Origin of the sequence: Streptomyces prunicolor NBRC 13075 (genome assembly GCF_000367365.1) — a bacterium.
GTDB classification, from domain to species: Bacteria; Actinomycetota; Actinomycetes; order Streptomycetales; family Streptomycetaceae; genus Streptomyces; species Streptomyces prunicolor.
Window position 1 is genome coordinate 47,254 of record NZ_BARF01000132.1, and the last position, 12,288, is coordinate 59,541.

The window sequence follows — 12,288 nt, forward strand, 5'->3', positions numbered from 1 at the left end:
GATCAGGGCACCCGCGCGAGCGCGCACCCTTTCTCTCACGCACCGCACCGCCGTAACTGCCCCGGAGGAGAAAAGCATGAGCCGCAGTGACGTCCTGGTCGACGCCGACTGGGTCGAGGCCAACCTCGACAACCCGAGCGTGGCGATCGTCGAGGTCGACGAGGACACGTCCGCGTACGAGAAGAACCACATCAAGAACGCGATCCGGATCGACTGGACCAAGGACCTCCAGGACCCGGTACGCCGTGACTTCGTCGACCAGGAGGGCTTCGAGAAGCTCCTGTCCGGCAAGGGCATCGGCAACGACACGCTGGTGATCCTCTACGGCGGCAACAACAACTGGTTCGCGTCGTACGCCTACTGGTACTTCAAGCTCTACGGCCACGACAACGTCAAGCTGCTCGACGGTGGCCGCAAGAAGTGGGAGCTGGACGCCCGCGAGCTGGTGGAAGAGGTTCCCGCGCGCGCCGAGACCTCCTACAAGGCGAAGCCGCAGAACACCGCGATCCGCGCGTTCCGTGACGACGTCGTGTCGGCCATCGGCGCGCAGAACCTGGTCGACGTCCGTTCGCCCGACGAGTTCAGCGGCAAGCTGCTCGCGCCGGCGCACCTTCCGCAGGAGCAGTCGCAGCGTCCGGGCCACGTCCCGTCCGCGCGCAACATCCCGTGGTCGAAGAACGCCAACGACGACGGCACCTTCAAGTCGGACGACGAGCTCAAGGAGCTCTACGCCGACGAGCAGGTCGACCTGGCCAAGGACACCATCGCGTACTGCCGTATCGGCGAGCGCTCGGCCCTGACCTGGTTCGTGCTGCACGAGCTGCTCGGTGTCGAGAACGTCAAGAACTACGACGGTTCCTGGACCGAGTACGGCTCCCTGGTCGGCGTCCCGATCGAGCTCGGCGCCAACAAGTAAGTAACCGCATTACCGCTGCGACCTGAAGGAAACCAAGACATGTGTGGAGCGAAGGCCGGCGGCCCCGACGCCTCGACGATCAAGCCCGGTGAGACCACCATCCAGGGCCAGGTGACGCGTAACGGCGAGCCGGTGACGGGCTACGTCCGTCTCCTGGACTCGACCGGCGAGTTCACCGCGGAGGTCCCCACCTCCGCCACGGGCCAGTTCCGCTTCTACGCGGCCGAAGGCACCTGGACCGTCCGCGCCCTCGTTCCGGGCGCCACCGCCGACCGCACGGTCGTCGCCCAGACGGGCGGCCTGGCGGAGGTGGCGATCGCAGTCTGATCGCCTTCTTACTGTCGAAGGGCCGCACCTGCTCCGGGTGCGGCCCTTTGGCTTTTCTTGGGTACGGCCCTTTGGCGTGCCCAGGCCTACCCTGGAGACATGCTGGCACGTCGCCGTCGCACGTACTTCGTCATGATGGGCATCTGCATCGGGCTCTTCGTCCTGGCCTGGGGAGTCGTGCGGATCTGGTCGGTGCCCGCGGCCGTGGGGATGTGCGTGGTCGCGATGCTGATCCCGCCGGTCGCCGCGATGGTCGCCAACCGGCGCGGCCCCGACGACCGCTGGTGGGACGACCCCTCCGGCGACCCCAAGTCCGACGACTGGTGGGACGAGCTGGACGGCAAGAAGCGCCGCCCGTGATCGCCGCCAGTGAGCGCCGCCAGTAAGGCACGCGGCGAGCGGGTAGAGGGCGGGAATGTCGCCTACGAGACTGTCCACCGTGGTGCTCGACGCGCGGGACGCGCACGAGCTGGCCGGCTTCTACCTCCGCCTGCTCGGTTACGTGATCCGGGCCGAGGAACCGGACTGGGTCCTGATCGGCCCGCCCGACGGCGGCACCGGCCTCTCCTTCCAGACCGAGCCGGAGTACGTCCCGCCGGTGTGGCCCACCCGCAACCCCGGCGAGCAGCAGATGATGCTGCACCTGGACATCGAGGTCGACGACCTGGAGGGCGAGGCCGAGCGGGCCGTACGCGAAGGGGCCACGCTCCACGCGCACCAGCCGCAGGACGATGTACGGGTCCTGCTGGACCCCTCCGGGCACCCCTTCTGCCTGTGGCGGCAGGAGCAAGAGGAGACGTGACCCAGCTCATGGTCGGGGGATTGATTCCCCTGGTGGGAGGGGGGTGTTCATCAACTCCGCCGGAGTGAGTCTCGGTGGGACCGAGCCGTGTACGGCTTGGGTCCTCCCCGTACTCCTCTTGATCGGAGCAACTCATGCGTGCCAACGTCGTCCGACGTGTCAGCCTCTCGGCGGTCCTTCCGTGCGTCCTCGCGGGAGCGGTCGCGGTATCCGGCATGTCCTCCCCGGCCGCCACCGCCACCGCGCCCCACAGTGTGAAGATCGACGCGCAGGAGGTGGCGCAGACCAACTTCCCGCAGGTCCACTGGAACATCGACGACGGCACCGAGGGCTACCGCAGCATGCTCAGTGGCCTGGAAGCGCTGGCCCGCAGCACGGCCAACGCGCGCCTGACCGGCCCGGTGGTCAACACGCGGGGCAACCGCGTCACCGTCACCGTCCTGGACAACTGGACAACACGAGGACGAACAACTTCGCCGGCGTCGTCATCAGCTCCCCGGGACACTCCGCGCCCACCGTGCACGCCGTGGTGCGCCTCAGTGACCTGTACGTGGTGCGGGTCTACACGGTGGGCACGTCCCACAACCGCGTCCTCAACCTCATCCGGAACGTCCCCAACGAGTCGAGCACCGACGACAACTTCTTCGTCGGCCGGGAGGGCTACGACGCCCTCTCCCGGGTCGCCAACCAGTCCCTGACCAGTGTCACCATCGGCCCCGGCCCCCTCTCGCAGGCCCTGTTCGACCTGGCCGGCACCGGCTCGTCCCGGCTCAACCAGGCCCACGGTCTGCTCAGCATCATCTTCGGCATCTCGGAGGCGGCCCGCTTCCGTACCCTGGCCGACCGCGTCGCGCCTCCTTCGACAGCGGGGATTCGGTCAATTACAGCTCCCAGCAGATCGCCCTGATCCGGAACTGGGCCAACGTCAGCCACGTCTACGTCGGCCACGTCAACGGCACGGACGAGGGCGCCAGCACGAGCGTCGCCGGGGCCGAGATCTCCGACGCCCGCCAGGCAGCCGCCCTGCTGGCCATCGCCCTCGACGGCTCCAACCCCAACCCCAGGGACGAACTCTGACCGACCTTGTGGGACGCGGTGGTCACGCGGCCGGGCTCTGTCCGCGTCTCACCGTTCGGCGTGGTCGCGGATGGTGGCGGTGCCGGATCGGACGATCCAGGTGCCGGTGCCGGGCGGGGTTTCGTCCGAGCGGGCTTTGAGGTCTTCGATGTCGATGGCTGATGGCCACTGCGTGGTGTGTTCGGACCAGCGGACGCCGCTGAGGTCGATGCCGGTCAGGTCGGTGCTGGTGAAGTCGTCCAGGAGCGTGTGCAGCGAGTTCTTGTCGAGCACGAGGGGCTCCCGGCGGAGTGCCAGGCCGATGGCTCGGCCAACCTCGGCGGTACGAATTTCGACGATGAGGTCGCGGGCGTCGGCGGTGTCGAGGGCGAGGGCGAGGGCGAGGACGCGGGCGATGTCGCGGGCGCGGGCGAGGTGGTGGTCGAGACGATGACGGCCGTGGCCGGGTTCATCGGGGATCCCCTTTGCTCCTACTACGGACCCGTCCTTGAGGCCGGGCAGGAGTTGAGGGGGCGAAGAGCTCATGATCGTGAACTCATGGGCCGAACAATCGACACCGCGGGTCTTCAGATCTTCAGACGTGGTCGAGCTGGTCGGCCAGACCGGTCAGGTCGTTGGCGTGCAGGTCGAACCCGTCCGAGGCGGTGGGCGGGTCGCCGACGGGCCGGGCGACATACGCGGTGCGCAGCCCGAGGGCCTGTGCTCCCCGCAGGTCCCAGGCGTGCGCGGCGACCATCAGGAGGCGTTCCGGTGGCAGTCCGGAGACGGTGACGGCCAGTTGGTAGACCGCAGGGTCCGGCTTGTAGGTCCGGGCGTCCTCGGCGGACAGGGCCTGGTGCCAGCGCAGCCCGGCGTGCGCGTTGATGCCCAGCAGCGCGGTCCGGCTCGCGTTGGAGAGCCCTATCAGCGGGAACCGTTCGGCGATCCGGGCGAGCCCCGCCACGGTGTCGTGCCACGGCGGGAGCCTGCGCGCGGACAGGGCCAGTGCCGCTACGGCGGCCGGGTCGTCGACCCCGGCGGCGTCGGCGACGACCCGGGCGGCCTCCAGGTCGAGCACGTCGCTGGCGAGGTAGGGCCGGACCCCGTCGAGGACACGACGCTGCTCGCGCTCGATGTGCCGCTGCCACAGCGACAGCAGCCGCTCGACCCCGAACTCGTCGAGCGCCGGGGCGAGTTCACGAATACCGGCGCGGAGGCCTGCGGGTTCGTCGACGAGCGTGCCGAGCACGTCGAACACGACCGCATCGATCCCTGTCCCTGTCCCCGACATGTGACCCTCACTCCCGAACCGCACGGCCCGCGCGGCAATCGCGTCGACGTCGCCGACCATCATGGCTCCGTCCATGATCCGCCGGCCACCCCTTCTGCCTGTGGCGACAGGAGCAGGGGGCGTGACCGAGGGGCGTCACGCGGCCGGGTCGTCGCCGATCCGGAGTTCGTTCACCCACTCCTGCGCCGCGGCCAAGTCGTCGGCGGTGCCTACCACTTGGTAGGTGAAGCCGTCCCACTCCTCCAGGACGCGCGGCTCGTCGGGCCGGAGGTGACCGGCGCCACCTTGCACGGGCCGGTGGCGCCGGAAGACGTCCATCGGCGGTCGGCGCCGCTTGTCGTACGGCGCGAGCGGGTCGTCGGCATCGACGCGCGGGACGGCGCGCGACGGCTGGTTCGGAGGTCCGGGTCGACTGTGCTTGCCCATGCGCTCGATGGTCTCAGGCCGCGATCGTCGTCGGCCTGGCGGCGGCGAGTTCCTTCGCCCGGGTCCGTACGTCGTCGACCGTGGTGGTCTCGTACGGGCGGGCGGCGTCCAGCAGCGTGTTGAGACGGGACGCGACGAGCGTGGAGTCGATGCGGGCGGCGTCGTCGAGCGCCTCGTGGGCCGCGGCGGCACCCCGCTCGGCCTCGCCCAGGCGCGCGTGAGCGGCTGCTGGCCGACTGCCACGCCTATCTCGTCTTCGGTGCCGAGCAGTCCGAGCTCTACGCCCTGCTGTTCTCCCGGCCGCGCCCCAAGGGCAGCAGCACCACGGAAGAACGCGTCGACCAGGCCGTACGCCAGCTCGCGCCCATCGTCGGCGAGCCCATCGCGAGTCAGCTCGCTCCCGCCGAGGCGTTCTCGATACTGCTGCGCGACGTCGCCGACGCGATGCACGACGGCACGTCCCGCGCGAAGGATGCTCTCGGTGCTGCGACCGCTCTCTGGGCTGCCCTGCACGGCATCATCCTGCTCCGCGCCCGCATTCCCCGATTCCCGTGGCCGCCCCCCGGCCCGCTGGAGGACGAGATCATCACTCGGCTCGCACTCCTTGAGGGCCCTGCCCCCAGCTGACCGCAGCTGACCGTTTGCCCGATCCCCCGGTGGTCCCAGCAACACCCCCACATCCACGGTCTGGCCGCACTGTCCTGCCGCCCCGGCTCCGCCAGAGTCGTGGGAGTCGGCGGACACGGCCGACGGATTCGCGAGCGGGAGGGGAAACAGCATGTCCGAAGCGACAGTTGGGGCACAGCGGGGCGTGGGCCGACGGGGGTTCCTGGCCGGGGCCGCCGCCGTGACGGGTACGGCACTGACGAGCACGGCACTGACAGGCACGGCGCTCGCCGACACGGCACGCGCGACCGGGACGACAGCCGGGAAGACAGCCGGGACGGCGACCGGGACGACGACCGCGACCGCAGCCGGAAACAGCACCGGCACCGGCGCCAGCAACGCCCCGCTGGCGTTCACCAACGTCACCGTGATCGACGGCTCGGGCGCACCCGCAGCCCCCGGCATGACAGTCGTCGTAGAAGCCGGCCGCATCACCGCACTCGCCCCGACCGCTCGCACCCGCCTCCGCCCCGGCACCCGCACGGTCGACCTGACCGGCAAGTACCTGATCCCGGGACTGATCGAGGCGCACACCCACAGCGACGGCCCGGAGTCGGTGGTCCCGGCGCTGTACGCCCTCACCGGCGTCACCACGGTCCGGGAGATGCGGGGCGAGCCGGTCCACCACGAGTGGCGCGACAAGATCCGCGGCGGTGAACTCCTCGGCCCCCGCTGGGTGATCGGCAGCCCCATCGTCGACGGCACGCCCTCGCTCTGGGCGGCCGACGTGGGCCCGACCATCGAGGTGGGCGACGCGGCCGAGGCCCGCCGCGCCGTACGGCGGGTCAAGCGCGAGGGCGCGGACTTCGTCAAGGTGTACTCCCGCCTGTCCCGCGAGGCCTACTTCGCCATCGCGGACGAGGCCCGCCGCCAGGGCATCCCCCACCTCGGCCACTGCCCCGACACCGTACGGATCGCGGAGGCGAGCGTCGCCGGTCACCGCACGATCGAGCACCTGCACGCGCTGCTCCTGGCGACCTCACGGCACGAGAAGGAGATACGGCGCCTCCTGGACGCCGTACGGATCGACCCGCGTGACCCCAGCAGCCTTTCCCGGTACCACAGTTGGTTCCAGCAGGTGCATCCCCTCGAATGGCGGGCGGTGCGGGGCTACGACCGGGACCGGGCCGACGCCCTCTTCCGGAGTCTGGCGGTGCACGGGACCGCGGTCGTCCCCACGCTCAGCGTGCACCGCACGTTGGAGCTGCCCGACGAGGTTCCGACCCGGGCCGAGGAGTGGAAGTACCTGCCCGCCTGGCAGGTGGAGGGCTGGCCGGACCAGTTGGCGGACCTGATCGGCGGTCGCACCCCCGAACAGGCCCGGCGGATCCGCGAGATCTTCGCGCACCGGCTCCGGCTGGTGAACGAACTGCACGGCGCGGGTGTGCGGTTGGCGACGGGCACCGACACCGGCACGGGATACCTCGTTCCCGGCTTCGCCCTCCACGACGAACTGGCGCTGCTCGTCACGGCCGGCCTCACCCCGGCCGAGGTCCTGCGCGCGGCCACGTCGGACGCGGCCCGCACCCTCGGCCTGCCCGCCGTCGGCACGGTGGCCCGCGGCCAGGCCGCCGACCTGCTCGTTCTCGATGCCGACCCGCTGCGCGACATCCGCAACACCCGCCGCATCCACGGCGTGGTCGTCGACGGCAGGTGGATCCCGCCGGAGGAACGCCGCCGCCTGCTCGCGACGGTGGAACAGGCCGCCGCGACCACCCCGCCACCTGAGGAGGAGACGGCCCTGAAGGGGGCGACCATGAAGGGCTGCGGCTGCGGCGGACACCCCTGACAGCCCTTCCGGTTCAGGCCGTCGCGATGATCGCCATCAACAGGCCGCCGATGCACATGGTGGTGAGCACACCGGTCCAGAACGCGTCCTGGCGCAGCGCCCGGGGTGCGCGGAACCGTCGGCGGCGCCGGGCGGGTGGCGGCGGGGGAGTGGGTACGGCGGGTGGTGGTGCCGGGGGCTCCTGCCGTTCCACCCGTTCTACCCGTTCTACGACGGGCCAGGGCGCGGGCGGCATGAGCGGGGGCGGCATCGACGGGACCCACGGTGCCTGGATCAGCTGGTGAGGGAGGGGGCGCTTCATACGGGGTGGGCCTCGCTGCGGTGTTTGCGGAGCAGTACGTTCGCGTCGGTCTCGGCGCTGTAGTCCCGTGCGGTGCGGGCCGCTACGCGGAGTTCGGCGAGTTCCCGGCAACTCGCGCACCCGGGGGCCGGCTGCGGCGGGGCCGCGACGAGGAACGGGGCGTCGGTGCGGGGCCGGTAGTTCGCCGAGCGCACCCCGGCGCGGATGCGCTCCGCGTCCGTGGCGGGGCGAAGTGACCCGGGGTCGGCCTGCCATTCGCGCCCACCGCCCACGGGGCGCAACAGCGCGTAGGGCCCTGCCTTGTCCTGGTACTCGCCGACCGTGTTGGTCGCGGGGTCGTAGAGCAGCGTTCCGGGTTCCATCGGCGCCTCCTCCTCTTCCTTTTTGTGGAACTTCCATACAGAATGCGACAGTTGAAATACTCTGTGCATTCCTGGGTGTGTTACGAGGATGGCCCAGGGCGGAGGCGAATACAGCGCTAACGGGCTCAACTTCCGCGTCTGGCGCGCCAAATTCCACAAATTCCACAAGGAGGTTGTGATGCCGCAACGGGTGGCTGTCACGGCGCTGAGCCATGAGCCCAGGAAGCGGTTTGCCGAGGAAGTGCGGAGGCTGAGGATCGAACGGAGCCTCAGCCTGCGGGACTTGTCGAAGGCGGTGGGCTGGGATCCGTCGCTGCTCGGGAAGATGGAGAGCGGGAACACGCTGGGCGGGCCCGAGGTCGTACAGGCGCTGGATCAGTACTACGGGACCGGGCCGCTGCTACTCACCCTGTGGGAGCTGGCGTTGGGAGACCCGACCCAGTTCAAGGAGCAGTACCGGCGCTACATGATGCTTGAGGGCGAGGCGACGTGCCTGTGGCACTACGCCGTGAGTATCTTGCCCGGCCTGCTTCAGACGGACGCCTACGCACGTGAGGTTCTCGCGCTGGGTGGCTATCGCGGCAAGGAACTGGACCTACAGGTCGAGGCGCGCACCGGTCGGCGGAAGTTGTTGGAAAGGCTGGATGACTCGCCGCCGTTCCGTGGGCTCATCTCCGAGGCGGTACTGCGCACGCCCCTACAGGACTCTGAAGCGTGGCGGCACCAGCTTGAGTACCTGTTGGAAGCGGCGGATCGACGGGACATCGCCATCCAAGTCCTGCCGCTCAGCACGGGTTTGTGCGGACTGGTGAGCACCGCCGTGATGTTCTTACGGCTGTTGGACGGCACTACTGTGGCGTACACGGAGAACGCCCATCGTGGCGAACTCATCGAGGACAGCGCCGCAGTTGAGCATTTGCAACGTGCGTACGATGCAATGCGCGACAAGGCACTTAACCTGGCTGAGTCGCGGTCGTTCATCATGCGGATGTTGGAGGAAGTGCCGTGCGTGCCATCGACCTGACCAACGTGACGTGGCGGAAGAGCAGTTACAGCAACCCGGACGGCGGCAACTGCATCGAGGTTTCCGACGACTTGCTGAGCGCCGCCGACTGGCGCAAGAGCAGCTACAGCAACCCCGACGGCGGCGAGTGCGTCGAGTTCGCCCCCAACTTCCCCGCCCTCGTCCCCGTCCGCGACAGCAAGAACCCCACCCACGGCACCCTGATCTTCGGCGTCGACGCCTGGTCGGAGTTCGTGCGCTCGGCTAAGGCTCAGTAGACGAGCGCCTGCGTACCGTCCGCCATAACCTCCTGCACGAACACCTGCGCCCCGGCGATCCGTACCCCCTCGATGACATCCTTCTCGGCGATGTCCCGGCGGGCCGCACACTGCGTGCACAACGTGACGCGGCCCGCTGCGAGCACCGAGTCGATCAGGTCCGGCAGCGGCGCGGCGTGCGGGAGTTCGAACTCGGCCGCGCGGCCCGGCAGGGCGAACCACGCGGACTCGCCGGTCAGCCACAGGGAGACGTCCACTCCGCTGGCGACGGCGACCGCGGCCACCGTGAACGCCTGTGAGCAGCGTTCGGGGGCGTCGGCACCTGCGGTCACCTTGATCACGAGCTTCTTCGACATGACCGAATCGTAATCAACTCCCTTACAACTCCCCGCGTCGGCCATGAGTCTCCTGTGCGCGCATATGGAATGCGCACGTCATGTTCCGTGGGGGACGTCTTGGAAGTACCGGAAAAAACCATCGCAGAAGTACCGGAGCCGGAGCCGGAATCGAAGCCCGAGCCGGCGTCGGAGCCGGAGCTCGCGCCCGAACCGGAGACGCCGGAGCCGGAGTTGGCGTCGGAGCCGGAGTCGGAGCTCACGCCGGTGCCGGACTTGGCGCCCGCGCCCCGCCCGCGTCGCCGAGGCCGCACCACCCTCCTCATCGCCGTCGCCGCCGTACTCGGAGTCGTGGCCGGTACCTGTACCGGTTTCCTCGTCCAGGCGAACCGCGCACCCGACAAGTTGCCCTCGCTCGCGCAGAGCACCCTCACGCAGGCGAAGGGCCCGGCGCCCGAGCCGCTGTCCGCCGCGCAGGACCGCCAGGTCAAGGTCGACGGCGACCTGCGCAAGCTGCTGCTGAAGAAGCCGAGCGGGGCGAAGGACGCCGTCCTCCCCGACGGCACCGACGGCTGGCTGGACCTCGCCGAGTACGCCGAGAGGTTCAACGGTCCGGACGAGGAGTTCGCCTACGAGGTCGACCAGGAGTTCCGGCGCGCCGCCATCGCCCAGTGGCGCGAAGGCACGCGCGACGTCGACGTCCTCCTGGTGCAGTACCGCCAGGTGGTCGGCCTCGGGGCCTCCGAGTCCGGCACCGGCGCCTTCTACTGGGCCGAGCGCGAGCCCAAGACCACGAGCTGGCCCATCCCCGGCACGGGCGACGGAATGGCGTACGTCCACGGCGCCGACGACGAGGGCGTGTACAGCGCCGAGGCCATCGCCTGGCGCGGCGACATCTCCGTGGACATCTGGATCTACGACGCGAAGCCGATCCCGAAGAAGAAGATCATGGATCTTGCCGAGCGGCAGATGGAGCGGCTGTGACCGAGAACCAGGTCGGCGAGGTGGGCCCCGTGGAGCCGGTGGAACCGGAAGAGCCGGCCGCCCCCGCATCAACTCCCGCACCCGAAGCCGAAGTTGCACCAGAAGCCACCCCCGACGCCGCCAAGAAGCCCGTGCGCCGGGGCCGTATCGCCGCCGTTGCCGGCTGCGCGCTGCTCGCCCTCGCCGTCGTCGGCGGGGTCGGCTACACCGTGGTGACCGTGAACGGTGCCGACCGGGACGCGGGCGCCCCCGTGTGGAAGTTCCCCAAGGACGCTGCGGAGCGCAAGGCCGCGGCGGCCAAGGGGCTGAGTGCCGTGCTCCAGCCGTACACCGCCGACGGGTACGTCCGCGGGCCGGACATCGCCGAGTTCGGGTCCGACGCCGAGCTCACCGGGCGCGAGGCCACCGCCCTGCGCAAGGAGGAGTTCAGCGGCCTGCCCCGCTCCCAGCGGCTCCTGCTGGAGAAGCAGGTCGACCGGGAGCAGATCAAGGGCATGGCCATGCGCAGCTACCTCTATCCCGCCGCGCAGGAGATCAACTCCTACACCGTCAGGGTCCAGTTGGTTCAGATGGACGACAAGGCCGCGCGGAGCCTCGTGACGTACGAGAACGAACTCCTGGGCCAGGTGAGCGTGTTCCGCAAGGGGCCCGCCGTCCCGGGCCACAAGGACGCGAAGTGCTTCCTGCCGACGAGCGTGGCCGGGGAGAAGCTCACCGAGATGTACTGCTTCGCGTCCCAGGCCGACACCATGATCAGCCTCATCGCGTCCGGGACCAAGTCGATGGACACGAAGGAGATCGCGTCGTTCCTGAGCGGTCAGCTCAACCGCGTCAAGACAACGGGGGAAGCGGTATGACCGAGGAGCAGCAGGAGCAGCAGGAGCAGCAGCAACAGCAGGAGCAGCAACAGCAGTTCGTGATTCCGCCGATGCCGGAAGCGCCCCCACCGGTACCGGCATCGGAGCCCCCCGTCCCGGTCCGGGTGCGCAAGGACCGTCGGGTGCTGCGCGCCGCCCTGCGCTGGACGACGGCCGTCGTGGTCTTCGCGGCGGCCGGTGCGGGAACGGCGTACGGCATCACGCAGATGAAGCGGACCGACGTACCCGGACTCGCCACCGCGTCGGACGGGCGCTGGGACTACCCGGTGATCACCCGGCCGCCGCTGCCCTCCGGCAGCCCGGGACCGTTCGCCACGGACAACAAGACGAACGCCCACTACGCGGACCTGCGCGCACTGCTCCTGCCGGCGCCGAAGGGCGCGACGGCCGACGCGTCGCTGCGCGGCACGGACGGCTGGCTGCCGACGAAGACATTCCTCGCGCAGTACACGGACACGGCCGAGCGCAAGGAACTCGCCCAGAAACTGACCGACGACGGCCTCCGCCACATCGCGGCCCGCGGCTGGACCACACCGGACGGCACGCAGACCCGGATCTACCTGCTCCAGTTCAGCACCGCGGTCGCCGCCGACGAACTGTTCTCCCCCGGCCTCATCTCCTACGACAGCCCGGTCTACGCCCTCGACGGCGCCCCGGCGACCACCTACGACGACGCGGTCAAGACCGAGATCCTCGACAATCACGTCAAGGCGTCGGCGTATGTCGAGGACAAGCCGGTCGGCCCGGCGGACGTCCGCCAGGCGTACCTCTCGGCCGGCGACACCCTCGGCCTGATCGTCCAGTCCCGCAAGGGCGTCGCGAAGGCGGTCCCGTTCAAGCAGACACTGACCCTCCAGAGCCAGCTGCTGGGCTG

The 12,288-nt window shown here is 69.8% G+C and carries 19 protein-coding genes; 12 read left to right on the forward strand and 7 right to left on the reverse strand.

Going from position 1 to position 12,288, the window contains the following annotated elements:
• Positions 1-76 precede the first annotated feature (76 nt).
• The 5 genes from SPR02S_RS49780 to SPR02S_RS61305 are packed head-to-tail and all read left to right on the forward strand — an operon-like array spanning position 77 to position 2,952.
• The gene (locus tag SPR02S_RS49780; RefSeq protein ID WP_019064557.1) at positions 77-916 is read left to right on the forward strand and encodes a sulfurtransferase; all 840 of its coding nucleotides are present in this window, start codon (positions 77-79) and stop codon (positions 914-916) included.
• A gap of 39 nt (positions 917-955) precedes the next feature.
• Entirely contained in the window at positions 956-1,243 is a 288-nt protein-coding gene (locus SPR02S_RS49785) for a DUF1416 domain-containing protein (protein WP_019064558.1), read from the forward strand.
• Between the two features lie 57 nt (positions 1,244-1,300).
• Complete coding sequence (locus SPR02S_RS49790) at positions 1,301-1,603, forward strand: DUF3099 domain-containing protein (protein ID WP_373283444.1); 303 nt, start codon at positions 1,301-1,303, stop codon at positions 1,601-1,603.
• A 55-nt stretch (positions 1,604-1,658) separates the two neighbouring features.
• Positions 1,659-2,045: a VOC family protein gene (locus SPR02S_RS49795; protein ID WP_026151622.1), complete on the forward strand. Its 387-nt coding sequence runs from the start codon at positions 1,659-1,661 to the stop codon at positions 2,043-2,045.
• Positions 1,975-2,952: a ribosome-inactivating family protein gene (locus SPR02S_RS61305; protein ID WP_078623244.1), complete on the forward strand. Its 978-nt coding sequence runs from the start codon at positions 1,975-1,977 to the stop codon at positions 2,950-2,952. The genes SPR02S_RS49795 and SPR02S_RS61305 overlap by 71 nt, the downstream gene beginning before the upstream one ends.
• A gap of 28 nt (positions 2,953-2,980) precedes the next feature.
• On the opposite strand, the gene SPR02S_RS63650 is transcribed toward SPR02S_RS61305, so the two are convergent.
• From SPR02S_RS63650 to SPR02S_RS49820, 4 genes are all read right to left on the reverse strand, one after another.
• Complete coding sequence (locus tag SPR02S_RS63650) at positions 2,981-3,148, reverse strand: hypothetical protein (RefSeq protein WP_019064562.1); 168 nt, start codon at positions 3,146-3,148, stop codon at positions 2,981-2,983.
• Between the two features lie 22 nt (positions 3,149-3,170).
• Complete coding sequence (locus SPR02S_RS63655; protein ID WP_019064563.1) at positions 3,171-3,647, reverse strand: hypothetical protein; 477 nt, start codon at positions 3,645-3,647, stop codon at positions 3,171-3,173.
• Positions 3,648-3,696: 49 nt separating this feature from the next.
• Positions 3,697-4,392, reverse strand: a complete 696-nt coding sequence (locus tag SPR02S_RS49815) for a haloacid dehalogenase type II (RefSeq protein WP_026151623.1) — start codon at positions 4,390-4,392, stop codon at positions 3,697-3,699.
• Positions 4,393-4,527: 135 nt separating this feature from the next.
• Entirely contained in the window at positions 4,528-4,818 is a 291-nt protein-coding gene (locus SPR02S_RS49820) for a DUF6087 family protein (protein WP_019064565.1), read from the reverse strand.
• A gap of 288 nt (positions 4,819-5,106) precedes the next feature.
• Between SPR02S_RS49820 and SPR02S_RS66395 the strand changes: the two genes are divergently transcribed.
• Complete coding sequence (locus SPR02S_RS66395; RefSeq protein WP_373283446.1) at positions 5,107-5,445, forward strand: TetR-like C-terminal domain-containing protein; 339 nt, start codon at positions 5,107-5,109, stop codon at positions 5,443-5,445.
• A gap of 151 nt (positions 5,446-5,596) precedes the next feature.
• Entirely contained in the window at positions 5,597-7,273 is a 1,677-nt protein-coding gene (locus tag SPR02S_RS49830) for an amidohydrolase family protein (protein WP_158698001.1), read from the forward strand.
• Between the two features lie 13 nt (positions 7,274-7,286).
• On the opposite strand, the gene SPR02S_RS49835 is transcribed toward SPR02S_RS49830, so the two are convergent.
• Together SPR02S_RS49835 and SPR02S_RS49840 are read right to left on the reverse strand one after the other, a co-directional pair.
• Complete coding sequence (locus tag SPR02S_RS49835) at positions 7,287-7,574, reverse strand: hypothetical protein (RefSeq protein ID WP_019064568.1); 288 nt, start codon at positions 7,572-7,574, stop codon at positions 7,287-7,289.
• A complete protein-coding gene (locus SPR02S_RS49840) occupies positions 7,571-7,936 on the reverse strand; it encodes a hypothetical protein (protein WP_019064569.1) in 366 nt (121 codons plus the stop codon). Before SPR02S_RS49840 ends, SPR02S_RS49835 begins: the two co-directional genes overlap by 4 nt.
• Before the next feature lie 178 nt (positions 7,937-8,114).
• On the opposite strand from SPR02S_RS49840, the gene SPR02S_RS49845 reads away from it, so the two are divergent.
• Complete coding sequence (locus SPR02S_RS49845) at positions 8,115-8,960, forward strand: helix-turn-helix domain-containing protein (protein WP_019064570.1); 846 nt, start codon at positions 8,115-8,117, stop codon at positions 8,958-8,960.
• A complete protein-coding gene (locus SPR02S_RS49850) occupies positions 8,942-9,217 on the forward strand; it encodes a DUF397 domain-containing protein (protein WP_019064571.1) in 276 nt (91 codons plus the stop codon). The genes SPR02S_RS49845 and SPR02S_RS49850 overlap by 19 nt, the downstream gene beginning before the upstream one ends.
• Here the strand turns inward: SPR02S_RS49850 and SPR02S_RS49855 are convergent.
• On the reverse strand, positions 9,211-9,573 hold the full coding sequence (locus SPR02S_RS49855; protein ID WP_019064572.1) for a DsrE family protein: 363 nt from the start codon (positions 9,571-9,573) through the stop codon (positions 9,211-9,213). The two genes, SPR02S_RS49850 and SPR02S_RS49855, sit on opposite strands and share 7 nt — an antisense overlap.
• Positions 9,574-9,660: 87 nt before the next feature.
• On the opposite strand from SPR02S_RS49855, the gene SPR02S_RS49860 reads away from it, so the two are divergent.
• The 3 genes from SPR02S_RS49860 to SPR02S_RS49870 all read left to right on the forward strand — a co-directional run.
• Complete coding sequence (locus SPR02S_RS49860; protein WP_019064573.1) at positions 9,661-10,536, forward strand: hypothetical protein; 876 nt, start codon at positions 9,661-9,663, stop codon at positions 10,534-10,536.
• Positions 10,533-11,393, forward strand: a complete 861-nt coding sequence (locus SPR02S_RS49865) for a hypothetical protein (protein WP_019064574.1) — start codon at positions 10,533-10,535, stop codon at positions 11,391-11,393. Before SPR02S_RS49860 ends, SPR02S_RS49865 begins: the two co-directional genes overlap by 4 nt.
• On the forward strand, positions 11,390-12,288 hold an 899-nt coding region (locus SPR02S_RS49870), incomplete at its 3' end, for a hypothetical protein (RefSeq protein WP_019064575.1). The genes SPR02S_RS49865 and SPR02S_RS49870, both read left to right, overlap by 4 nt.

Bases quoted from the DNA above. Each gene is read 5' to 3' on its own strand.
- SPR02S_RS49845 (WP_019064570.1), top strand. From the start codon at position 8,115: ATGCCGCAACGGGTGGCTGTCACGGCGCTGAGCCATGAGCCCAGGAAG.
- SPR02S_RS63655 (WP_019064563.1), bottom strand. From the start codon at position 3,647: ATGAGCTCTTCGCCCCCTCAACTCCTGCCCGGCCTCAAGGACGGGTCC.
- SPR02S_RS49835 (WP_019064568.1), bottom strand. From the start codon at position 7,574: ATGAAGCGCCCCCTCCCTCACCAGCTGATCCAGGCACCGTGGGTCCCG.
- SPR02S_RS49815 (WP_026151623.1), bottom strand. From the start codon at position 4,392: ATGTCGGGGACAGGGACAGGGATCGATGCGGTCGTGTTCGACGTGCTC.
- SPR02S_RS49785 (WP_019064558.1), top strand. From the start codon at position 956: ATGTGTGGAGCGAAGGCCGGCGGCCCCGACGCCTCGACGATCAAGCCC.
- SPR02S_RS49840 (WP_019064569.1), bottom strand. From the start codon at position 7,936: ATGGAACCCGGAACGCTGCTCTACGACCCCGCGACCAACACGGTCGGC.
- SPR02S_RS61305 (WP_078623244.1), top strand. From the start codon at position 1,975: ATGTACGGGTCCTGCTGGACCCCTCCGGGCACCCCTTCTGCCTGTGGC.
- SPR02S_RS49820 (WP_019064565.1), bottom strand. From the start codon at position 4,818: ATGGGCAAGCACAGTCGACCCGGACCTCCGAACCAGCCGTCGCGCGCC.
- SPR02S_RS49780 (WP_019064557.1), top strand. From the start codon at position 77: ATGAGCCGCAGTGACGTCCTGGTCGACGCCGACTGGGTCGAGGCCAAC.
- SPR02S_RS49830 (WP_158698001.1), top strand. From the start codon at position 5,597: ATGTCCGAAGCGACAGTTGGGGCACAGCGGGGCGTGGGCCGACGGGGG.
- SPR02S_RS49795 (WP_026151622.1), top strand. From the start codon at position 1,659: ATGTCGCCTACGAGACTGTCCACCGTGGTGCTCGACGCGCGGGACGCG.
- SPR02S_RS49855 (WP_019064572.1), bottom strand. From the start codon at position 9,573: ATGTCGAAGAAGCTCGTGATCAAGGTGACCGCAGGTGCCGACGCCCCC.